Genomic DNA, 21,672 nt, shown 5'->3' with positions numbered 1-21,672 from the left:
AGCGCCGCTGCCGTGCGGTGTCCGGGTGGCGTGCCACACTGCTGGGCATGACCGTCAGTCTCGTCGTCCTCCTCGTCCTGCTCGCCCTGCTGGTGGGCGCCCTCCTGGGCACCGCCGTGGCGCGGGCCCGAGCCGCCAGGGACGCCCGGGCGGCGGAGGAGGAGCGGGCCGGGCTGCAGGCCGAGCTCGCCGCCGTCCAGGACCGGCTCGTGGACCTGGCCTCCGAGCGGGCGGCGGCCGTCGAGGCGCGCGCCCAGCTCGAGGACCGGCTGCGGGACGCCGACGCCCGCTCCGTGCAGGACAACAACGTCCTGCGGGCCCTGGCGCCGGTCGCCCACCAGCTGCGCTCGGTCGAGGAGCACGTGACGGCGCTCGAGCGGGACCGCGCCGAGCAGTACGGGGGCATCACCCAGGCGCTCGCCCACACCCGAGAGGTGGGCGACCACCTGCGCACCGCGACCACCTCCCTGTCCTCCGCGCTGCGCTCGGGCTCCGCGCGCGGCCTGTGGGGCGAGGTGCAGCTGCGCCGCGTGGTCGAGTCCGCGGGGATGACCGCGCACGTCGACTTCCGGGAGCAGGTCGCCTCCAACGGCACCACCGCGGACGGCGAGCGCAGCGCGATCCGCCCGGACATGGTGGTGCACCTGCCGGGGGGCCGCGACATCGTCCTGGACGCCAAGGCGCCCATGACCGCCTACCTGCGCGCCCAGGACGCCGAGGACGACGCCGGGCGCCGGGCGCAGCTGGCCGGTCACGCGAAGGCCGTGCGCGGGCACGTGGACGCGCTGGCGTCGAAGAAATACTGGGAGGCGCGGGACGCCTCCCCCGAGCTGGTGCTGTGCTTCCTGCCCGCCGAGTCGGCGCTCTCCGCGGCCCTGGACGCGGACCCGACCCTGCTGGACCACGCCGCGAGCCGCAACGTGGCGCTCGTGTCGCCGGTCTCGCTGCTCGCCTCGCTCAAGGCCGTGGCCTTCACGTGGCGGCAGAACGGGCTGACGGAGAACGCCAAGGAGCTCTTCGACCTCTCCCGCCAGCTCTACGAGCGGCTGGGCACGGTCGGCAAGCACCTCGACGACATGGGCCGGTCGCTGCAGAAGTCGGTGGAGACCTACAACCGGCTGACGGGCTCCGTGGAGACCCGGGTGTTCCCCACGGCCCGGCGGATCAGCGACCTCGACCCCACGCTCGCGGAGGACGATCGGCTCACCACTCGTCCGCTCGTGGTGGCGCCGCGCCCGCTCACGGCGCCGGAGTTCACCGAGGCGGCCCAGCTGCTGCCGGCGCCGGAGGCGGCGCAGCTCCCGGAGACGGCCGAGCGCCCGGGCCGCACCGAACCGGGGGGCGGCGTGCCGGAGCAGCTCGACGAGCGCGCGGCGGGCTGAGCGAGCGGGTCCGCCCGCGGCTCAGCGGGTGGGGCGGGCCCCTCGGCCGCCGAGCCGGTGGGAGGTGTCCCCGGCTGCGGTGAGCCGGGCGCGCAACTCCTTGGGCAGGGAGAACAGCACGTCCTCCTCGGCGGTGACGACCTCCTCGACCTCGCCGTAGCCGTAGTCCGCGAGCAGGCGCAGCACGTCCTTGACGAGGACCTCCGGCACGGAGGCGCCGCTGGTGACGCCCACGGTGGCGACGCCCTCGAACCAGGACTCGTCCACCTGGTTCGCGAAGTCCACGCGCTCGGCGCGGCGGGCGCCGTACTCGAGGGCGACCTCCTTGAGGCGCACGGAGTTCGAGGAGTTCGCCGAGCCCACGACGATCACGAGGTCCGCGTCCGGGGCGATCTTCTTGATCGCGGTCTGCCGGTTGGAGGTGGCGTAGCAGATGTCGTCGCTGGGCGGGTCCTGCAGGGAGGGGAAGCGCTCGCGCAGCTTCTGCACGGTCTCCAGGGTCTCGTCCACGCTGAGGGTGGTCTGGGAGAGCCAGACGACCTTGTCCGGGTCGCGGACCACGACCTGGCCGACCTCGTCGGGGCTGTTCACCACCTGGATGTGCTCGGGGGCCTCGCCGGCGGTGCCCTCGACCTCCTCGTGGCCGTCGTGGCCGATCAGGAGGATGTCGTAGTCGCTCTTCGCGAAGCGCACGGCCTCGCGGTGGACCTTGGTGACCAGCGGGCACGTGGCGTCGATGGTGCGCAGCTCGCGGGACTTCGCGGACTCCACCACGGCCGGGGAGACGCCGTGGGCGGAGAAGATCAGCAGGGACCCCTCGGGGACCTCGTCGGTCTCCTCGACGAACACGGCGCCCTGCTCCTCGAGGGTGCTCACCACGAACTTGTTGTGCACGATCTCCTTGCGCACGTACACGGGGGCGCCGTAGTGCTCGAGCGCCTTCTCCACGGCGATGACCGCGCGGTCGACGCCGGCGCAGTAGCCGCGGGGGGACGCGAGCAGGACCTTCTTCGGTCCGGCCACGGGAGCGGCGGCGGCCACGTCCTCCGGCGAGCGCCGGGAACGGGGGACGGTGGGCATGGAGAGCGCAACGGTGGTCGGCATGGCCTCCATGCTACGCGGTGGGGCGGGGCCCGCGCCGTGATCCGCCCGACACGAGGATGGCCCCGACGAGGCCCACGACGCCCGTGATCCCGGCGGCCCAGGCGGCCGTGACCATCTGCTCGCCGAGGGAGTCGGTGAGCAGGAGGACGGCCCGGTCGGCGGCGAGCCGGACCACGGGGTCGCCGCCGAGCATGCCGGAGGCCCGCTGCACGCCCTGCTCCACGAGCAGCAACACGACGCCCAGTCCGGCCAGGGTCCCCAGCCCCAGCACGGCGAGCACGGCGAAGCGGTGCCGGGTCACGAGCAGCGCGAGCACGGCGAGCACCGCGGCGGTCCACGTGAGCGGGACGGCCAGGTCGGTGACTCGGGTCCCCGCCTCGATCAGGCGCCCGGTGTTCGACCCCGGGACGGTGATCCGGCTCTCGCGCTCCGCCAGGCCGACGTCCACGCCGACGGCCCGCTGCACGGCGGCGTCGACCTCCTGGAGGACGGGGGCGATGTCCAGCACGAGGTCCTTCGGCGGCTCCTCTACCGCGCCGTCCACGGGGACGTTGGCCTCGTGGGTGCGGGTGAGCGCCTCCGTCCACGCGCGCTGGTAGGCGGGGTCGGAGGTGAGGTCCGCGGCGACGTCGGCCGCCCGGCGGGCGGCGTCCTCGAGCATCCGGTCGAGGAACCCGACGCCGGTCGCCCGCTCTCCCACGATCCGGTCGGCCACCTGCCCCACCGCGGTGCGGGCCAGCTCCTCCTGGAACGGCCGGTCCTCGGCGAGGGTGCCCACCACTCGGGTGAAGCCGTCGCGGGAGACCAGGGTGTCCTGGGCCCAGTGCAGGGGCACGAGCAGCGCCACGAGGGACGCGGCGGCGAGGCCGAGGACGGTGCCGAGGCCGGTGCGCAGGACGGTCGTGGCGCGTCGTCGGGAGCGGGGTGCGGAGCGGTGTCCGGGGGCGGGGGGTGCTGAGAGGCTCACGGAACCACTGTACGCATGGGTGGAGCGCGTGCACGGCTGTCCCCGTCGGGTGGTAAGCATGAGGCATGACGTATCTGGAGCCGCAGCAGGACGCCCCGGCGGGCGGCGAGCGGGAGCTGCCGCAGCGGGCGGACCGGACCACCCCGGAGAACCCGTGGCCGCTGCGGATGCTCTCCGAGAACCTGCACGCCTACATCGCCCGCTGCGCGCCCACGTGGGTCGAGGGGCAGATCATCGAGCTCAACCGGCGCGCCCGCGTCACCTACGTGACCCTGCGGGACGTCGACGCCGAGATCTCCGTGCCCGTGACCCTCTTCGCCAACGAGACCGCCCACCTGGACCGTCCCCTGGAGAAGGGGATGCGGGTGGTCGCCCAGCTCAAACCGGACTTCTGGGCCAAGACCGGCCGGCTGTCCATGCTGGGCCGCGGCATCCGCCCGGTGGGCCTGGGCGACCTGCTGGAACGGCTCGAGCGGCTGCGGCGCGCCCTCGCCGAGGAGGGGCTCTTCGACGCCGCCCGGAAGAAGCCCCTGCCCCTGCTCCCCCGCCGGGTCGGCCTCGTCACGGGGCGCAACTCGGACGCCGAGAAGGACGTCATTCGCAACGCGTCCCTGCGCTGGCCGGCCGTGGACTTCGAGGTGCGGGAGGTCGCGGTCCAGGGCTCCGGCGCGGTGCGCGCCGTGACCCAGGCGCTGCGCGAGCTCGATGCCATGGCCGAGGTGGACGTCATCGTGATCGCCCGCGGCGGCGGCTCCTTCGAGGACCTCCTGGCCTTCAGCGACGAGTCCCTGATCCGCGCCGTGGCGGCCGCCCGCACCCCGGTGGTCAGTGCCATCGGGCACGAGAACGACCAGCCGCTGCTCGACTGGGTGGCCGACCTGCGGGCCTCGACCCCCACGGACGCCGGCAAGCGGATCGTCCCCGACGTCGTCGAGGAGCGCGCCGGGGTGGCCCGGGCCCGGGCGGGCCTGGACCGCGCCGTGCGGGGCTTCCTGGACCGGGAGGCCGCCGGTCTGACCGCCGTGCGCACCCGGCCCGTCCTGGCCCAGCCGGAGGACATGATCCTGCTCCGGGAGGAGGACGTGGACCGGTGGCGCACCCGGGCGCTGTCCGCCGTGGACTCCCGGACGCTGCGGGAGCGGGACGCCGTGCGCTCCCTGCGCGCCCGGGTGCGGGCGCTGTCCCCCCAGGAGACCCTGCAGCGCGGCTACTCCGTGGTCCTGGACGCCTCCGGCGCCGTGGTCACAGACGCCGCCGCCGTGCGCGCCGGGGACCTGCTGGGGGTGCGCCTGGCCGTGGGCGAGCTCGGCGTGCGCACCGAGACCGTCTCCGCCCGGCACCCGGGCGAGCACCCCGGCGAGCACCCCGGCTCCCCCTGACCCACCGCGGCACCGGCACCCCCGCCGTCCCCGACCGTTCCGAACGAGAGGCGCCACCCATGGCGAGCACCGACCACCCCGCAGCACCCGACCTGTCCGACATCGCCGGCCTGGGCTATGAGCAGGCCCGCGAGGAGCTCGTGCAGGTCGTCTCCCGGCTCGAGGCCGGGGGCACGTCCCTCGAGGAGTCCCTCGCGCTCTGGGAGCGCGGCGAGGCCCTCGCCACCCGCTGCGAGCAGTGGCTCGACGGCGCCCGCGAGCGGCTCGACGCGGCCCGGAGCCGGCGCGCGGACGCCGACGGGGGCGACGGCGAGGAGGGCGCCGGGCGCGGCTGAGCCAGCCCCGCCCGGCCCGCCGTGGCGCGGGTCAGAGCTCGGAGAGGCGCCGGCGCGCGTCCTCGACGTCGTAGCCGGGGTCCGGCCATTCGAGCCGCAGGCCCGAGAGCGCCGAGATCAGCAGGTCCTGGACCACGGCCCGGGCGTACCACTTCCGGTCGGTGGGCACCACGTACCAGGGCGCGTGGTCGGCGTCGGTCGCGTCGATGGCCCGTTCGTACGCGGCCATGTAGGTCTCCCACCGGCTGCGCGCCTCGAGGTCCGAGGGGTCGAACTTCCACTGCTTCGTCCGGTCGCTCATGCGGGCGAGGAGGTTCTCGCGCTGCTCGTCCAGGCCCAGGTGCAGGAAGACCTTGACGACCACCACCCCGTCGTCGGCGAGCTCTTGCTCGAAGTGCCGGATCTCGGTGTAGCGCCGCTCGAGCTGCCGGTCGTCGAGCACGTCGTGCACGACGGGCACGAGCACGTCCTCGTAGTGGGACCGGTCGAACGCGCCGATCACCCCGGGCCTGGGCAGCTGGCGCCGCACCCGCTGGAGGAAGTGCTGGGCGGCCTCCTCCTCGGTGGGCCGGCCGAAGCCGTGGGTGTGCACGCCGTGCGGGCTGAGCCCGCCCAGGACGTGCTGGATGACGCCGCCCTTCCCGGAGGTGTCCATGCCCTGCAGCACGAGCAGCACCCGGTGCCGGGCGCCCACCGTGGCGTTGGCGTAGATCTGGCGCTGCAGCCGGGACAGCTCGGCGTCCCGGGCGGCCCGCAGCGCGGTGCCCTGCTGCTTCTTCCCCCGGAACCCGGGGGTGGAGCCGGTGTCCACCGCGTCCAGGGACAGGCCCGCCCGGGCGCGCAGCAGGGGCCGCACGTCCTGCTCGAACCCGGTGCCGGGGCTCTGGTCGGCTGCGCTCATGCGGGACCTCCTGGGAGTGCGGGGCGGGCCGCGGAGCGCGGCCCGCCGGTCACTGGCGGTAGTTGCCGAGGAACTCCTCGATCCGGTCCAGCGCCGTGGCCAGCATCTCCACGGACGGCAGGGTGACGAGGCGGAAGTGGTCGGGCTCCGGCCAGTTGAACGCCCGGCCGTGGCTGACGAGGATCTTCTGCTCCTTGAGCAGGTCGAGGGCGAACTTCTCGTCGTCGACGATGTTGAACTTCTCCACGTCGAGCTTCGGGAACAGGTACAGGGCGCCGTCGGCCTGCCGGCAGGACACGCCGTCGATCTCGTTGAGCCGCCGGTGGGCGAGGTCGCGCTGGGCCTTGAGCCGCCCGCCGGGGAGGATGAGGTCGTTGATCGACTGGTAGCCGCCGAGCGCGGTCTGGATCGCGTGCTGGGCCGGGACGTTGGCGCACATGCGCATGTTGGCGAGCAGCTTGATGCCCTCGATGAAGCTCTCGGCCTTCCAGTTGGGCCCGGTGATCGCCAGCCACCCGGCGCGGTACCCGGCCACCCGGTAGGCCTTGGAGAGCCCGGAGAAGGTCAGGCACAGCACGTCCTCGCCGGTGAGGGTCGCGGTGTTGATCATCTCGGCGTCGTCGTAGGTGATCTTCTCGTAGATCTCGTCCGAGAACAGGATCAGCTCGTGCTCGGCGGCGAGGTCAACGATGGTCTGCAGCACCTCGCGGGAGTAGACCGCGCCGGTGGGGTTGTTCGGGTTGATGATCACGATGCCCTTGGTGTTGGGGGTGATCTTCGCCGCGAGGTCCTCGAGGTCCGGGTTCCAGTCGTTGTCCTCGTCGCACCGGTAGTGCACGGGGGTGCCTCCGGACAGGGCCACCGACGCCGTCCACAGCGGGTAGTCGGGGGACGGGATGAGGATCTCGTCGCCCGGGTTGCACAGCGCCTGCAGCGTCATGGTGATGAGCTCGGAGACGCCGTTGCCCAGGTAGACGTCGTCGGTGTCGAGGTTCATGATCCCGCGCGTCTGGTAGTACTGCACCACGGCCGTGCGGGCCGAGTAGATGCCGCGGGAGTCCGAGTAGCCCTGCGCGTGGGGCAGGTTCTTGATCATGTCCACGAGGATCGCATCGGGTGCCTCGAAGCCGAACGGCGCGGGGTTGCCGATGTTGAGCTTGAGGATCCGGTGGCCCTCCGCCTCCATGTGCTCCGCCTGCTCCAGCACGGGGCCGCGGATGTCGTAGAGGACGTTCTTGAGCTTGTCGGACTGCTTCACCACTGACATGCGGTACACCTTACCCCCGGGTCGCACGCCGTCCGGGGCACCCATCGGTGCGCCGATCAGGTGTCGTCGCCGCCCTCGAGCCAGTACCGCGCGGCCTCCTCGGGCGTGTACGGGTCGCGGGCGGAGGTCATCCGGGTCATCAGCACGAGGTCCTCGGTGCCGATCTGCGCGGAGACCCCGTCGACGACGTCCGCGGCGGCGTCCGGCAGGTCCTCGGCGGCCACGGGGACCACCCGCTGCGGGACGAAGTTGTTGAGCGGGTCGGCCAGGACCACGAGGGCGTTGTCCTCGATGGCGGGCGAGGCCGTGAACAGGGCCGCGGCCTGCACCCGGTCCTCGAGCAGCGCGTCCACGAGGTCGTCCTGGTCGCCGAACGGCACGAACCTGCCGGGCACGCACTCGTAGGCGTCCTCCAGTCCCTCCGGGCCGTAGGAGCGGCCCGCGAAGTCGAGGTCGGTGCCCAGCGCCAGCTCGTCGCACACCGGGCCCAGGTCCTCCAGATCGGTGAGCTCGTGCTCCACGGCGGTCGGCCGGGTCACGACGACCGCCACCGTGTTCTCCGCCGGGGCCGGCTCGAGGGTCCGCAGGTCCTCGGGCAGCACGTCCTGCACCCCGGCCAGCACGTCGTCGTCGTCCGCGCGCTCCTCCCCAAGTCCCAGCAGCTCGGAGAGGTCCTCGGCGAGCCCGCCGTCCTCGGCGTCCGGGGACGGCGTGGGGGTGGGCGTCGCCTCGTCCGCGGGCGCCGCGGAGGCCGGGCCCACCGGCGCCCGGCCGCGCAGGTGCAGGTAGAGGTTGCCGGAGTAGTCCGCGGCGACCTCCACCTCCCCCCGCTCGAGGGCCCCGAGGTAGTCGGCGCGCTCGGTCCCGGCGTCGACCACGCTCGCGTCGAAGCCCGCCTCCCGCAGCCGCCCGGCGTAGACGTGGGCGAGCACGGCCGTCTGCCCGGTGGGTCCCACCGCGATCCGGACCGGCTCCGCAGCGGGGGACGCCGCGGTGGCAGGCGGCTGCTCCGGGGCCGCGCCGCCGCACCCGGTGAGCGCGGCGACGGCGAGCAGGCCCGCGGCGGCACGACGGCGGCTCACCGGCCCTCCCCCGGTCCCGCCGGGCCCGCGGCCACGAGCCCGGCCAGCTCGAGGCCCACGGGCACGAGGCTGACCAGGGGCAGCTGCGGCAGCGCCGCCAGGGGGAACCAGCGGGCCTCGTCGGAGGAGCCGTCCTGCTCCGACGTGAGCGTCCCGCCGGTGATGTGGGCGCGGTAGATCACGCGCAGGGCGTGGAAGGGCCGGTCCCGGCCGTCCAGCCGCTCGCTGGCGTCCATGTGGCGGCTGTGCACGCCGAGCAGCTGGTCGAGCTCCACGGTGAAGCCGGTCTCCTCGTGCACCTCCCGCAGCGCGGTCTGCGCGGGCTGCTCCCCGATCTCCATGCCGCCGCCGGGCAGGCTCCACGCCCCCCGTAGCGTGGGGTGGCGCGGGTTCCAGTGGCTGAGCAGCACCGCCCCGTCCTGGACGATCACGGCGTAGGCACCCACCCGGGTGTCCATGGGGAAACTCATGCCCCCATTCTAGGAACGCCCGGGACGGGGCGCCGACAGCGCGCGGCGGGCGGGCCGGTGGATCGGCCCCCGGGGACAATGGGCGCGTGAGCATCGTCGACAACGCCGTCTACCGGGGCGGGCAGCGCATCGCGTCCCCCGCCACGCTCGAGGAGACCTACCGGCTGCTCGCCCGGCTGCGGGCCGAGGACCCCCGCCGCACCGAGGCCGGGGAGCACTGCGTCCTCGTCTGGATCGGCCTGTGCCGGCCCTCCGCGGACGAGCTCGACTCCCTGGCCGAGCAGTTCGGCCTGCACGAGCTCGCCGTGGAGGACATCCGGCAGGCCGAGCAGCGACCCAAGCTCGACCGCTACGGGAGCACCCTGTTCACGGTGCTGCGCCCCGCCTTCTACCAGGACGCCACCGAGACGGTCGACTTCGGGCAGATCCACATCGTCACGGGACCCGGCTTCGTGATCACCGTCCGGCAGTCCGAGCACGGGCGGGTCGGGCGGGTCCGGGCCCGGGTGGAGTCGCAGCCCGCCCTGCTGGTGACCGGCGCGGAGGCCGTCCTCTACGCGGTGCTCGACCAGACCGTGGACGACTACGACCCGGTGGTCGAGGGGCTCGAGAACGACATCGACGAGATCTCGGACGCCCTGGACTCCACGCAGCTCGCCGCCCGGCCGAACGAGGCCGCGATCGAGCAGAACGAGCAGATGAAGCGGATCTCCTCCTGGGCGGCGATCCTGTTCGCGCCCTCGATCATCGGCTCCGTGTACGGGATGAACTTCCGGTTCATGCCGGAGCTGTCCTGGGTGTGGGGCTACCCCATGGCGCTGGGGCTGATGCTCGTGACGGGCGTGGTGCTCTACGTCGTGTTCCAGTTCAAACGGTGGCTGTGACCGCCGCGGTCACAGCTGCCCGCGCTCGCGGCGGGCCGAGTCGGACAAGCCCCGGCGGTTGCGCAGCACCCGTTTGAGCACCCACCACGCGATCAGGACCGCCACGGTGACGACCACGATCCGGGAGAAGGTCCCGGCGTACTGCTCGGCGACGTGCCAGTTCTCGCCGAGGTAGAACCCGGCGAGCACGAAGATGGTGTTCCAGATCAGGGAGCCCGCCGTGGTGAGCAGGACGAACGCGCCGAAGGACATCCGCTCGATGCCGGCGGGGACCGAGATCAGCGACCGGAAGACGGGGATCATGCGCCCGAAGAAGACGGCGGCCTTCCCATGCCGCTCGAACCACGCCTCGGTGCGGTCGAGGTCGTGCAGGTCGACCAGGGGCATCCGGTCCACGATCGCCCGCAGCCGGCGGCGGCCGAGCGCGGCACCGATCCAGTAGAGGGCCACGGCGCCGACCACCGAGCCCAGGGTTGTCCAGAAGACCGCCCCGCCCAGCGAGAAGCTGCCCTGGCTCGCGGTGAACCCGGCCAGCGGGAGGATCACCTCGGACGGCAGCGGCGGGAAGAGGTTCTCGAGGGCGACGAGCAGCCCGGCGCCCGGGGCGCCGATGGCCTCCATGACGCCGACGGCCCAGTCGGCGATCCCGCCCAGCGTCTCGGCGCCGGAGTCCCGGGCCCCGGTGATCCGGGCGGCCAGGACGGCCGCGTCCGGGGCGGCGGTCAGGTCGGGGGCGGCGGTCAGGGCGGGGCTGGGTGCAGTCATGGGTCCTCGGCGGTGGGCGGGGCGGGGCGGAGGCCCGGCGGGTGCGACCACCATTGTGCCCGACGCACCTCCGGGTCGGCTGGACGGCTGACGGGTCGCGGACGTCGTTCGTTACGCTTCCTCCATGCTCCTCCCCGTCCCCCTCCTCCTGTCCACCCCCGTGCCGGCCCTGGACCCGGTGTGGGAGTTCTGGCTCGACAAGCCGCTGCGGATCCTGCTGGTGCTGCTGGGTGCCTCGATCCTGGCCGCCGTGGTGCGGCTGCTGATCCGCCGGGTCACCGGGGGGATCGCGAAGGGCACCCGGTCGCGGATCGTGCGCCGGATGGAGCGGGGCAGGCCGCGCTGGGTCGAGGACGCGGGCCTGGCCGGCGCGCGGCAGTCCCAGCGCGCCCACACCATCGGCTCGGTGCTCTCGTCCGTGGGGACGGTGGTGATCTGGGCCGTGGCCCTGGTGATGATCATCTCGGAGCTCGACTACGACATCGGCCCGGTCCTGGCCTCCGCCGGCATCGCCGGCGTGGCCCTGAGCTTCGGGGCGCAGTCCCTGGTGAAGGACTACCTGTCCGGGATCTTCATGGTCGCCGAGGACCAGCTCGGCATCGGGGACGTCGTCGACCTCGGCGAGGCGAGCGGGACCGTGGAGTCCGTGGGGCTGCGCGTGACGCAGGTCCGGGACGTCAACGGCACCCTGTGGCACGTGCGCAACGGGGAGATCCTGCGCGTGGGCAACCAGTCCCAGGGCTGGGCCCGCTGCGTGCTGGACCTGCCGGTGCCCTACGACACGAACATCGAGCTGGTCACGGAGCTGATCCTGCACGAGGCGGGGCTGCTGCGGGACGACCCGAAGGTCGGCGAGTACATCACCGAGGACCCGGAGGTGTGGGGCGTGGAGGCCGTAACCGGGGAGTCCGTCACCGTGCGAGTGGCCGTCCGCACGGTCCCCCTCAAGCAGTGGGACGTGGCCCGGGCGCTGCGGCTGCGGATCAAGAAGATGCTCGACCGCGAGGGCCTGCACGTGCCCCTGCTGAACCAGACCGTGATCCGGCAGGCCGATGCCGGGGTCGCGGCGCCCGGTCCGCCGGAGACGGGACAGGTCCGGTCGGTCCGGCGCGATGTGCCAGGATCGGACGCATGAGCATCGTCAAGATCAACGCCATCACCGTCCCGGCCGACTCCGGCGACGAGCTGGGCCGGCGCTTCGCCGCCCACAGCGGCTCCATGGCCGAGGTCGCGGGCTTCGAGCTGCTGCGGCCCACGGACGGGCGCTCGCAGTGGCTCGTGCTCACCCGGTGGGCCGACGAGGACTCCTACGACGCCTGGCGGTCTTCGCAGGATTTCGCCCGGTCCCACGGCGGACCCGCCGGGGAGGGCGAGCGCCCCCGGCCCGTGGGCACCGCCTCGGAGCTGTGGTCCTACACGGTGGCCGTCGAGCAGCAGTCCTCCGGACAGCGGTAGGCGCCCTCAGCGCCGGCCGCGGCCGCCGGACCGGCGGCCGCCCTTGGGCCCACCGCGACCGGACCGCGCCCCGCCCACCCGCCGTGCCCCCTGCGGGGGCTGTCCCCCACGGCGCGACGACGGCGCCCGGGCCGGTCCCGCCTTGGCGGCCGGCCGGTCCTCCGCGGCCGGGGACGCCGGTGCGGGAGCGCCCCGGGAGCTGTTGAGCCCCCTGCCGCGGACGACGCCCACGAAGTCCTGCACGAGCTCTTCCTGCTCCTCCGGCAGGTCCTGCGGCCACACCAGCGCCACGGGGACCGTGGCGGCATCGGGCACCACGCGGTGGACAAGGTCCTTGCGGTGGTGCAGCCGGGCGAGCGACATGGGCACGACCACCAGCCCCAGCCCCGCGGCGACGAGCTCGACGGCGTCCCGGGAGTGGCGCATCGGGGGCAGCGGCGCGTCCGCGGCGACCGCCTCCGGGGACCGCAGCCGGTGGCGCTCGGGCAGGGTCGCCGGCTCCTGCAGCAGCACCTCGTCCACGAGCTCCGCGACCGGCACCTCGTCGAGCAGGGTCAGCTCGTGGTCCCGGGGCAGCACCACGACCTGCTGCTCCGCGTAGAGCTCCACAGCCCGGTACTCCTCGCGCAGCGTGGCGAGGTCGTCGATCCCGGGGCGCGGGTGCGCGGGCAGCCGTACGAAGCACGCGTGGGCGCGCCTCGCTCCCAGCTCCTCCTGCCACGCGTCCGTCTCGAGCGGGCGCTCGGCGAGGACGCGGCCGGGGTTGCGGTCCCGCCACCGGAAGAACCACTTGCCGGGCATCACGCCGGGAACGAAGGCGACCGCCAGGTCTGCCGTCTCGCCGGCCTCGTCGGCTGCGGGGTCGTGGGATCCGGGCGCGTCGTCCATGCCGGTCAATCTACCCACTGCCGGCCCTGCTCCCCGACCACCGGCGGGGACCGCGCCGGACGCGCCGGGGGCCCGAGATGCGAAACCGGCGCGGGATGTATACGATGGAACGGTTGCTCCGGGGCTATAGCTCAGTTGGTAGAGCGTTTCGTTCGCAATGAAAAGGTCAGGGGTTCGATTCCCCTTAGCTCCACCGGTGAAAGTGGCCCCCACCAGACAAGACGTCTGGTGGGGGCCACTTGCATTTCCAGCTGCAAGCGCCCAAGTCCCCGCTTAATCCCCGGATTCGTCTAGACATACCCCTTCAGGCGCGGCAGAGAAGCGCCGTAGCTCCCCTCTCCATAGACTCGAATGCATGGACCCTGGACAGCGCGATTTCATGACCAAGTGGCTCAGCGAGTGGATCCGGGCCGTTGACGAGTACACGAGTGGCCACGGCATTGAGCGTCAGGCCGCCGAGGATCGAGCCCTAGAACTGGTGCCCCGCGTGCTGGCCATCATCCAGCGGGAACGCCCCGACATTGAGACGTTGTATGAGATCAGTTCCTTCGGCGGCACTCTGGATTTCCGGAGCGGACGACGGGTGGCCATGGAAGTCCGCGGCGCGGTCCGCACAAAAGAATTGACGGAACTCCACCTGGGAAACAGCGCCCCTAGACTGTCCGCTGACGGCCTACACCCCCGGGTTTGGGAAGCAGCACGGGCCTTCTGGAAGAACGGCCACCGCACCACCGCAGTGCAGACCGCTTGCACAGCGATCAACGAGTGGGTTCAGGATCGAGTCGGGCGTAAGGACGTTTCGGACAGCGGCCTCATGGCACAGGCATTCAGCAGCGATCCCCCCAAGCCCAATTCTCCCCGCCTTCGGTGGCCCGGGAATCCCTCGGACACCACCGTCCGGTCCATGAACGACGGGATCCGTCAGTACGCCGTCGGATGCTTCAAAGCGATCAGAAACACGAGCACGCACACGACAGACGAGATGGACGAGATGGAGGCCCTGTCTAAGCTCACGTCCATCAGCCTGCTCGCCACATGGATAGAGGAGTGCGAGCTGGAGACCTTGGAGGAGCCGCCCCCGTTCTAACCCCGGCGGCTGTCCCCCGACTCACTTCCCCGCGAACTGCTCCAGGACGGCCGACAGGTCGGGGGCCAGCGCCGCCCGCTCCACGTAGTGCCGGGACGTGACCGCTGTGCCATTGTGGCCGAGCTGAGCGGCGGCATCTTCCGTGGACGTGTGCCGGTCGATCAGCGTGGCCACCGCCCGCCGAAGCGTGTGCGGGGTCACCCACTCGAAACCTTCACCCCGGGCCTCCCGGAGCTGGCGGCGCAGGTTGTGCGGGGACCGCAGGGTCAGCGCGGCGGACGGGAACGCCAGGCCTGAGTCGTCGCCCTCCCGGACCGCCACGGACCGGCGCAGGAGGACCGCCACGACGAAAGCCGGTAGCACGACAGTCCGGTGCCCGGCATCCGTTTTCGGCATCGGCTGGCGAACCAGCCCCCGACCCTTCACTTGCACGACCGTCCCGGTGACCGTCAGGGTCGGCCGCTCTATCTCCAAGTCCACGTCCACCCATCGCAGGGCGCACAGCTCACCGATCCGCAGCCCGGTGCCGGCGAGCACGTCCAGGGCGTCCAGAAGATCAGGAGTCCTAGGCCGTCCCGTGTCCGCCGGGTGCAACTGCCAGGCCCTCACGTTGTCCCGCAGGGTCCGAAACTGCTCAGGAGTGAGCGCCCGTGGCGGTTTCTTGGGCACGCGGGGCAGGCGGGTGTCCCGCACTAGGTTGCGCTCCAGGGCGTCGTGCCGGACGGCGTAGCCAAACATTTCGGACAGCACGACCTTGGTATTCCGTGCTTTGGCCGGGGTGTCCGCCGCGAGCGCCGACAGGAACCGCTGGAGCTTTCCCACGGTGACCTCTCGCAACAGCAATCCCCCGAGAGCGGGGACAATAGTGCTTTCCACGGTGGCCCGGTACTCGGCCCGGGTCCGGTCACGCCGGTCAGATGCGTCCAGCTCAGTCAGCCACGCCCTCGCGGCCTCGGTCACGGAACTGGTTGGCTTCAGATCCTGACCAACATCCCGAACGCGCTCGCGAATCGTGGCCTCCAGGGCCCTCCGAGCGGCCGCCTGAGACGTACCGGTGGCCTGGGCGTAGCGTTCCCGGCCCGCGGCGTCCCGAAATCTCGCACGGGCCCGGACCTTCCGAGGTCCACCCGTGCTGTAGCTGACTTCCCCGTGTTCGCCGACCTCCAACCGCGCCCTCGGCATGACCTCTCCTACCCTCGTGTTTGCTTTCCGCAACCCTACCGGCAGGTAGTGGCCAACGGCACTGTTGGTTTTCCGGGAGAATTGATGACGAATGCAAACCAATGCACAACAGGAGGACACCGTGGGAACCCACTCACAAACCACCGTCGCGCTTCCCCGCCTGCTCGGCATGAAGGATCTTGCCGACTACCTTGGGGTTCCGCTCCAAACCGTGCGCCGGTGGCGGGTGGACGACTACGGCCCCGCCGGCTTCACTGTCGGCCGGTATGTGAAGTATCGGACTGAGGACGTCGAGGCGTGGATCCGCGAGCGACTGGGGGAGGCCGCGTGAGCAGAGAGCAGGCCAAGACGTCCCCAGCAGGTAGCAGCTCCGCGCACGGGGCGCAGCGGACGAGCCAACATCAAGACTCCGCAGGGAATTCCTGGGTAGATATGGCCCCACGAGTGCCCCCTCGCCAATCGTCAGGCACCCCAAGAAACGCCGAGTGGTGGGCCACATTCAACGCCATTGCACGCACTCAGATGAACAACGACACCCGTGCCGTGCTACTGGCGCTACTTTCCTATGCCAACGGCCCCGGGCACGCCCAAATCCTCAATGAAGCCCGGCCGGGTATGAAGCGACTGAGGATTGCGACAGGACTGGGCCGATCCACGGTGAGCCGCAAGTTGTCGGAGCTTGTGGCCGACGGATGGCTTGTCGTGATCCGTCAGGGCGGTGGGTCTTCCGCCACGACGTACAGGGTGACTGTCCCGAAAGTGTCCCGGGGGGAGTCCCACGGGGACAATCTCGGGACAGCCCGTCCCGCCAGCGGGACCACCCCCGTCCCGCCAATGGGACCGCCCCCGTCCCGCCGGCGGGCCCCTACCGACGCAGTACCTGCTCATGCACCTGTTCATTCCTTTGCCGAGACGGACGTCTCGCGGAACACGGTGGAGGAGACGGAAGCGCTCTCCCACACTTACCAAGCTGTTGAGATCTGGGCCAGAGCTGCGGTTGGGGCAGATGCCGATGCCAAGACAGATGCCTTTGAACATCTGATCCACGTCGTAGACGCCAATCATGGGACCGAGGTCATGGATTGGGCCACTGAGTACTTCCGGCTGGACAAGGCCCGAGCCCGGGAAGTCGTGGTGCATCCAAAGGGCCCACGGTATGGGGCCGCGCGCCTCGGCCGCACCTTGCTCAACTCCGCACATGTCAATGGACTCGCGGACGTCGTGAACATGCCGACTAGCGAGAGGTCCTCGATGTGAACACCGATCGAATTCTGCCCAAAACCGACTCACTCTCTTGCCCTTGACCCTGAAGGCCCTGTCTCATGTCGCCGCGCTCACCGAGAAGGCAACCGGCGGTAGCCCCGGGAGATCCATGGACTTGAAGAGAAGCCGCCCGCGGGGATATTTCTTGGAACGCGGGAAAACCATGGGCGAGAAAAAAGCCGCAGGAGTCACCACTGACTCCCTCAGAGCAGCGGGGCCCACGGGAAGCTCGGGTGGGCTGGCTTGTTGTGGACGGCCATGGAATCCAGCGCGCTATTTTCTGTCGTGAACTGGATCGGCTACTGGCCGAATCCGGCTCGCCGTCGGCCCGGTGCTTGTCTACCCCGCCGACAAGTGGAGCCGGCAATCTGACGAAAACCCGGTCGACTCATGTGTCCTGTGGACCCAGAGGCCAGCGGGTATCTCTGGCCCCGATGTTCGCCTGCCCGGGCGAGCATGTCAGCGGACTAGTTTGGCGTAGACAACATAGTTGTCGTTGAACGTGCCCGTCGCGGGGTCGTAGCCGTCGCAGGTGATGACGCGCAGTTCGGATCCCGAGGTATTGCCGTACACATCCATGGTGGGGAACGCGTTCTGGGAGTATTGCTCGCCGCGTTCCACCATGAATACAGCAGTCGTCCCGTCTTCACGCTCGACTTCGATGTGGTCCCCGGGGTTGAGTCCACGCAGACGGGCGAAGACACCTGGGCCTCCGTCCGTGGCGTTGACGTGCCCCAACAGGACAGATGGCCCTCGTTCGCCTGGAGTCGGTGAGCCTGTGTACCAGGCAGCCGGTGCCCCGGGGTCGCCCGGAGGCACATCGAGGGAACCGTTGGCGCGAAGTCCGAGGTGCAGTAGGTGAGATTGGGTCCCTGTGGAAGGGATGCGCATGGCCACGGGCTTGGATTCCACCATCACCGGAGGCAGACCCCCGGTTGTTGGTGATGCCGATGGTGAAGCCGATTTTTCGGGTGACGGCCGGGCTATTAGTGTCGCGGATGCTGTTGGTGTCGCAGACACCGATGGGGTTGTCGTGTTGCTGTAGGTCGCCGTTGCCGGACTGGTGTCAGCCGAACAGCCAGTCATGAGCATGAGCGCGACCGCCGCAGGAGCTAGAAGGCCCCTACGGCGGTCGCACACAGAACTCATCACGGAATAGAACCTATCCGATGGGTTTCAGCGGTCGCTTCGACTACGCCTGAGCGGTGCGGCGGCGAACCACAACAGCGGCACCGGCGGCCACAGCCAGGCCGAGGCCACCGGCGACGGCGATACCGCCCGCGTTGGAGGACTCCTCGACGGCCACGCCGGTCTCCGCACCGCCAACCGGAACGCCGACAACCTGGGACTCATGGGTGCCCGTGACGACTTCCTGCTCGGGCTGGTTGTAAACCTCGGGCTGGTTGTTGACCTCGGGCTGCGGTTCAGAGACCACGTTGCCGCTCTCGCAACCGATGCCGTCGAGGTCGCTGTCCAGGTGCTCACCGTAAGCGGGGTCGCCAACCGGAATGTCGAAACGGCCAGCCGCTTCCGCCGCCGAGCAGTTGGGGAACGGGACTGCCATAGCCGGGGTCGCGGTCAGGGCCGAGAATCCAACGGCGGCCACGATAGCCGCACCTGCTGCCATTTTCTTCATAGCTATTCCTCCTGGTGGGGGGTGAGGGGGGACACTTGACTGTATGCATGTTGATGAATCCTCATTCCCACAAGCGCCTCCCCCGGCGTGTCGGCAAGGCCGACAGAACGCTCGACTCTGGACCACCGTCGCGAGTGTCCCGCTTGTCCCGGACAGCCTGGCCCCTGGACCAGATGCACCCCCGGGGAGTCGACGCTCATAAGCGCAGAAATCTAGGGAACCGATCCCAGGCGGTGACTTGAAGGCCCGACATGACCTGCGGCCACCCTGAGCTGGTTGGAATTCCCTCCCGGTGCACGGGCCGCGAGCGTCGCTCTGACGGATGTTCATGACTTCCCATGAGTGGAAACGTCCGGGACGTGGTCCCAGGGCTTCTCAGGACCGCCTACGACTCCCCTGGCGCTCGCCATCCAAGGCCAGGGTCTCGGCGGCCACCAGTCGGGTGATCCGGTCCAGGTTCTAGCGCCTGGCTCAGTCGTCCTAGGCGTACAGCAGACCCAGCCTTGCGCCCACGTGGTCGCCGTCCTGGGCCACGTCCAGGCCCGGGCACGGTTGCCGAGGATCCCGCCGTCGTGCAAGTCCCCACCCGAGCCGACAGGGGCTCCGACTCGTCACCGGCCGCCAGCCACAGCCCGCGCACGATCGCGGCCGCCACGATCTCGGGGCCGTGGCCCGCGAGCGCAGCTGGACCCAGCTCGACCGTCCCGGCACCGGCAGGGCACCCAGGGTTCACGACAAGGGTGTCGGCATGGGTGCGGGACGGGCAGAGGGCTGCGAAGGCAGGAGCAGCGGTCATGTGTCCACTTCAGAAGAAGGCCGGACGCTCTCATAGGCGGGGCGCAGAAGCACGGAAGGTACTTCCGGGTCGGGTTCAGACGGGGCCGGTGGGACTCCGTCCGGACTCCGTCTGGAGTCCCACAGGGTGTCCCAGTGGGACAACCGACTCAGGCCGGCAGATCTAGTTGAGGGCCCTGGCCAAGACGACCTCGTCGGGCGAGTCCCCGACTATGACCTCCTGGTTCAGCTCTAAGAACTGCTCCACCCTCCGCGCCTTCCCTCTGCCCGCATGCAGGGCGATGGAGACCCCGCCACGACCGCCCTGACCATGCTCGCTCGGGAGAAGCTCGGGAATGTGCTCGACCTCCACGAGCGTCCCGCGCTCGGCGTCCTCGGACCCCCCGAGGATGACCCACTGTCCAATGTTGGTTTTGCTCAGCTCGGATGCCTTCACAGAACGCATGTTCACCCTTCGTTTCCTCAACGTCGCGCATGGCTTTCCATGCACCCGGATAGTCCCATTCAGTGCCGAGAGGATATGTGCATTCCCTCCTCACCGGCGATCCCGGTGGAGCCCTTTCACTGCAACCGAAGCCCGGCGATTTCCGTAGATCAGTATTCCGCGCACTCCCCGAACTGATTGGTGGCGAAAGTCGTCCCATCGGTCTCCTGAACGCGTACGGTCTTGTCGTCACCGACCACCCGTTCAGTCGAGGAGCACACCGTCGCCGCCACCATCCCTTCCGCAGAAGACTCCTGGCGCGGGTCCACGAGAGTGGTGTCTACGACGACGAGCTGGCCGTCCGTGCTGACTCCGGTTACGACGCCGCGCCACTCCGGGGCTACGTAGTCGGCTAGGTCGGTGTTCACTTCCGCCGCGAGGTCTTGGGTCGGCTCGGGGGTCGGCTCGGGGGTCGGCTCGGGGGTCGGCTCGGGGGTCGGCTCCGGGGTCGGCTCCGGGGTCGGCTCCGGGGTCGGCTCCGCTGTGGTCGATTCGGAGGACGGGGTCGAGGACTCAGTCGCCATCGGCGCCGCTGCTTCCTCCGGCTCCCACCCGGTGGCCGTGAGATACAACCCGAAGGCAATCCACGCCACAATGAAAATGCCGAGACCGATGGCTATCTTGCGAAGGGTTCTCCGGCGGGGTTTGGAGGAGGTCGTGGACACTGGGAGGCCTTTCTGTGGGGGTCATCTCACGTTAACTGGCGCAAACAACCGGGGTTGGAGCCGCGCCGAGCCGGCCGCACTATGACCTACCTCCGAGTGCACAAGGCACCTCTTACATGACCCGCACTAGCTACTTCTGCACATGGGTGCCCCGAGAGTCTCCCGGGGAAAAGGCGAAGCAGGCGATCAGATCAAACGGCAGGGCTGCACCAGGCCCGCAATGCCCTGGATTGATCCCCGAATAGTCCCCGGATTGGTCGCCTGTCCCCGGAATGCGACGACATGCCACTAGTGCCTGGAACCCCCGTTGTCGCCTGTGATTCCGGGAAATATGGCTACTCAATGCCATGCACCGGAATGCGTGAACCCCTGTGAAAAGGTCAGGGGTTCGATTCCCCTTAGCTCCACCGGAGACGAAGGCCCCCGTTCGGCAGGACACCGAACGGGGGCCTTCGTCGTGCGCGGGCCTTCGTGGTGCGGGCCGGTGCGGCCGGCCCGTGGGTCCGCCGCGACGTCCCCGCGGTCCTCCGAGGGACCTCGTCCGCACGGCGCCGGAGGACCGGGAGTCGCTCGCTAGTTCCCGTAGAGGACGTGCTCGAAGTTCCACCCGTTGCCGATCCTGCGCCCGGTGCCGTTGTTGGCCCAGCGCGGCGTGCCGTTGCCGCGTCCCTCGTGGCGGTACCAGAACAGGTCGCCGTCGAACGCCACCGCGTAGACGATCCCGCCTCCACCGCCGAAGACGTGGGCGAAGTCCCACCCGCTGCCGATCTTGCGCCCGCGGCCGTTGTTGGCCCAGCGCGCCGTGCCGTCGCCGCGTCCCTCGTGGCGGTACCACAGCAGGTCCCCGTCGTGCTCCACCGCGTAGACGATCCCGTCGCCGCCGGAGAAGACGTGGGCGAAGTCCCACCCGCTGCCGATCTTGCGCCCGCGGCCGTTGTTGGCCCAGCGCGCCGTGCCGTTGCTGCGCCCCTCGTGGCGGTACCAGAACAGGTCACCGTTGCCCTGCACCGCGTAGAGGACTCCGCCGCCGCCGGAGAAGACGTGGGTGAAGTCCCACCCGCTGCCGACCTTGCGCCCGCGGCCCCGGTTGGCCCAGCGCGCCGTGCCGTCGGTCGCGCCCTCGTGGCGGTACCACAGCAGGTCCCCGTCGTGCTCGACCCCGTAGACGACCCCGGCGCCGCCGGCGAAGACGTGGGCGAAGTCCCACCCGCTGCCGACCTTGCGCCCGGTGCCGTTGTTGGCCCAGCGCGGCGTGCCGTTGCTGCGGCCCTCGTGGCGGTACCACAGCAGGTCCTTGTCGTCCTCGATCCCGTAGATGACGCCGTTGGTGTCGGGGGCGGCGGCCGCCGTCGTCGGCACGGCTCCGACGGCGACGGCGGAGGCCACCGCGGTGCCGGCCGTCAGCAGACCGCGGCGGGACATCACCAGGGAGATCCCGGACGGGGTCGGCCCGTCCGGCTGGGTGTGCTCGGTCATCACGCACTCCTCGGGTGCTGGAAGCCGTCCCGGCGGCCGTCCTCACCGGCCGACCGGGCAGTCGACTCCGGGCCGGAGTACGCGCGAGAACGCGAACAGCCCGTCGACTGCGACCATCGTCCCCCTGTCCCCGTGACCCGGGCATGACTACTGCGACGGAACCGGACAGGCCCGCCCCGGCGGCCTGCCGCCCGCGGGTGCGGAC

The 21,672-nt window shown here is 70.7% G+C and carries 22 protein-coding genes and 1 tRNA gene; 9 read left to right on the top strand and 14 right to left on the bottom strand.

What is annotated here, in order from left to right; genetic code table 11:
* The first annotated feature begins 47 nt into the window (after positions 1-47).
* A complete protein-coding gene (locus RF647_RS09115; protein WP_368811459.1) occupies positions 48-1,382 on the top strand; it encodes a DNA recombination protein RmuC in 1,335 nt (444 codons plus the stop codon).
* Positions 1,383-1,403: 21 nt separating this feature from the next.
* Here the strand turns inward: RF647_RS09115 and RF647_RS09110 are convergent, their stop codons facing one another.
* Positions 1,404-2,486: a 4-hydroxy-3-methylbut-2-enyl diphosphate reductase gene (locus RF647_RS09110; protein WP_133411350.1), complete on the bottom strand. Its 1,083-nt coding sequence runs from the start codon at positions 2,484-2,486 to the stop codon at positions 1,404-1,406.
* A 10-nt stretch (positions 2,487-2,496) separates the two neighbouring features.
* A complete protein-coding gene (locus tag RF647_RS09105) occupies positions 2,497-3,453 on the bottom strand; it encodes a hypothetical protein (protein WP_368811458.1) in 957 nt (318 codons plus the stop codon).
* Positions 3,454-3,518: 65 nt separating this feature from the next.
* On the opposite strand from RF647_RS09105, the gene xseA reads away from it, so the two are divergent.
* The gene (xseA, locus tag RF647_RS09100) at positions 3,519-4,832 is read left to right on the top strand and encodes an exodeoxyribonuclease VII large subunit (RefSeq protein ID WP_368811457.1); all 1,314 of its coding nucleotides are present in this window, start codon (positions 3,519-3,521) and stop codon (positions 4,830-4,832) included.
* Between the two features lie 59 nt (positions 4,833-4,891).
* Positions 4,892-5,167 (top strand): exodeoxyribonuclease VII small subunit, encoded by a 276-nt coding sequence (locus RF647_RS09095; RefSeq protein WP_035927490.1) that lies wholly within the window; start codon positions 4,892-4,894, stop codon positions 5,165-5,167.
* A 31-nt stretch (positions 5,168-5,198) separates the two neighbouring features.
* On the opposite strand, the gene RF647_RS09090 is transcribed toward RF647_RS09095, so the two are convergent.
* From RF647_RS09090 to RF647_RS09075, 4 genes are read right to left on the bottom strand one after another with little or no spacing between them, the layout of a single operon-like run.
* Complete coding sequence (locus RF647_RS09090) at positions 5,199-6,068, bottom strand: PPK2 family polyphosphate kinase (RefSeq protein WP_368811456.1); 870 nt, start codon at positions 6,066-6,068, stop codon at positions 5,199-5,201.
* A 49-nt stretch (positions 6,069-6,117) separates the two neighbouring features.
* On the bottom strand, positions 6,118-7,335 hold the full coding sequence (locus tag RF647_RS09085; RefSeq protein ID WP_284563489.1) for a pyridoxal phosphate-dependent aminotransferase: 1,218 nt from the start codon (positions 7,333-7,335) through the stop codon (positions 6,118-6,120).
* A gap of 56 nt (positions 7,336-7,391) precedes the next feature.
* The gene (locus tag RF647_RS09080) at positions 7,392-8,417 is read right to left on the bottom strand and encodes a glycine betaine ABC transporter substrate-binding protein (protein ID WP_368811455.1); all 1,026 of its coding nucleotides are present in this window, start codon (positions 8,415-8,417) and stop codon (positions 7,392-7,394) included.
* Positions 8,414-8,887 (bottom strand): NUDIX hydrolase, encoded by a 474-nt coding sequence (locus RF647_RS09075; protein ID WP_368811454.1) that lies wholly within the window; start codon positions 8,885-8,887, stop codon positions 8,414-8,416. Before RF647_RS09075 ends, RF647_RS09080 begins: the two co-directional genes overlap by 4 nt.
* A gap of 86 nt (positions 8,888-8,973) precedes the next feature.
* Here RF647_RS09075 and RF647_RS09070 point away from each other — a divergent pair, with 86 nt between their 5' ends.
* Entirely contained in the window at positions 8,974-9,771 is a 798-nt protein-coding gene (locus RF647_RS09070; protein WP_368811452.1) for a magnesium and cobalt transport protein CorA, read from the top strand.
* 9 nt (positions 9,772-9,780) lie between these two features.
* On the opposite strand, the gene RF647_RS09065 is transcribed toward RF647_RS09070, so the two are convergent.
* Positions 9,781-10,536, bottom strand: a complete 756-nt coding sequence (locus RF647_RS09065) for a DedA family protein (RefSeq protein ID WP_368811451.1) — start codon at positions 10,534-10,536, stop codon at positions 9,781-9,783.
* A 124-nt stretch (positions 10,537-10,660) separates the two neighbouring features.
* On the opposite strand from RF647_RS09065, the gene RF647_RS09060 reads away from it, so the two are divergent.
* The gene (locus tag RF647_RS09060; protein WP_368811450.1) at positions 10,661-11,671 is read left to right on the top strand and encodes a mechanosensitive ion channel family protein; all 1,011 of its coding nucleotides are present in this window, start codon (positions 10,661-10,663) and stop codon (positions 11,669-11,671) included.
* Positions 11,668-11,991, top strand: a complete 324-nt coding sequence (locus RF647_RS09055; RefSeq protein ID WP_368811449.1) for an antibiotic biosynthesis monooxygenase — start codon at positions 11,668-11,670, stop codon at positions 11,989-11,991. The genes RF647_RS09060 and RF647_RS09055 overlap by 4 nt, the downstream gene beginning before the upstream one ends.
* A gap of 6 nt (positions 11,992-11,997) precedes the next feature.
* Here the strand turns inward: RF647_RS09055 and RF647_RS09050 are convergent, their stop codons facing one another.
* Positions 11,998-12,879 (bottom strand): LysR family transcriptional regulator substrate-binding protein, encoded by an 882-nt coding sequence (locus RF647_RS09050; RefSeq protein ID WP_368811448.1) that lies wholly within the window; start codon positions 12,877-12,879, stop codon positions 11,998-12,000.
* A 120-nt stretch (positions 12,880-12,999) separates the two neighbouring features.
* Between RF647_RS09050 and RF647_RS09045 the strand changes: the two genes are divergently transcribed.
* Both RF647_RS09045 and RF647_RS09040 read left to right on the top strand, forming a co-directional pair.
* Positions 13,000-13,072, top strand: a tRNA-Ala gene (locus RF647_RS09045).
* A gap of 162 nt (positions 13,073-13,234) precedes the next feature.
* Positions 13,235-13,966 (top strand): TIGR02391 family protein, encoded by a 732-nt coding sequence (locus tag RF647_RS09040; RefSeq protein ID WP_368811447.1) that lies wholly within the window; start codon positions 13,235-13,237, stop codon positions 13,964-13,966.
* Positions 13,967-13,987: 21 nt separating this feature from the next.
* Here RF647_RS09040 and xerC read toward each other — a convergent pair whose 3' ends face one another.
* Positions 13,988-14,926, bottom strand: coding sequence for a tyrosine recombinase XerC (gene xerC / locus RF647_RS09035; RefSeq protein ID WP_368811446.1), 939 nt, complete (start codon positions 14,924-14,926; stop codon positions 13,988-13,990).
* Between the two features lie 313 nt (positions 14,927-15,239).
* Between xerC and RF647_RS09030 the strand changes: the two genes are divergently transcribed.
* Positions 15,240-15,479, top strand: a complete 240-nt coding sequence (locus tag RF647_RS09030) for a helix-turn-helix transcriptional regulator (RefSeq protein WP_368811445.1) — start codon at positions 15,240-15,242, stop codon at positions 15,477-15,479.
* Positions 15,480-16,870: 1,391 nt separating this feature from the next.
* On the opposite strand, the gene RF647_RS09025 is transcribed toward RF647_RS09030, so the two are convergent.
* The 5 genes from RF647_RS09025 to RF647_RS09005 all read right to left on the bottom strand — a co-directional run bounded on the left by RF647_RS09025 (position 16,871) and on the right by RF647_RS09005 (position 21,467).
* Positions 16,871-17,302 (bottom strand): sortase, encoded by a 432-nt coding sequence (locus RF647_RS09025; protein WP_368811658.1) that lies wholly within the window; start codon positions 17,300-17,302, stop codon positions 16,871-16,873.
* Positions 17,303-17,603: 301 nt separating this feature from the next.
* Positions 17,604-18,047, bottom strand: coding sequence for an excalibur calcium-binding domain-containing protein (locus RF647_RS09020; protein WP_368811444.1), 444 nt, complete (start codon positions 18,045-18,047; stop codon positions 17,604-17,606).
* Positions 18,048-19,005: 958 nt separating this feature from the next.
* Positions 19,006-19,278, bottom strand: a complete 273-nt coding sequence (locus RF647_RS09015) for a hypothetical protein (protein WP_368811443.1) — start codon at positions 19,276-19,278, stop codon at positions 19,006-19,008.
* Positions 19,279-19,436: 158 nt separating this feature from the next.
* The gene (locus tag RF647_RS09010; protein WP_368811442.1) at positions 19,437-19,991 is read right to left on the bottom strand and encodes a hypothetical protein; all 555 of its coding nucleotides are present in this window, start codon (positions 19,989-19,991) and stop codon (positions 19,437-19,439) included.
* 573 nt (positions 19,992-20,564) lie between these two features.
* Positions 20,565-21,467: a tachylectin-related carbohydrate-binding protein gene (locus RF647_RS09005; protein ID WP_368811440.1), complete on the bottom strand. Its 903-nt coding sequence runs from the start codon at positions 21,465-21,467 to the stop codon at positions 20,565-20,567.
* Between the last annotated feature and the right edge of the window lie 205 nt (positions 21,468-21,672).

This window comes from Kocuria sp. CPCC 205263 (assembly GCF_040981075.1).
GTDB classification, from domain to species: Bacteria; Actinomycetota; Actinomycetes; order Actinomycetales; family Micrococcaceae; genus Kocuria; species Kocuria rosea.
This window is presented reverse-complemented; position numbering and strand designations above follow the sequence as displayed.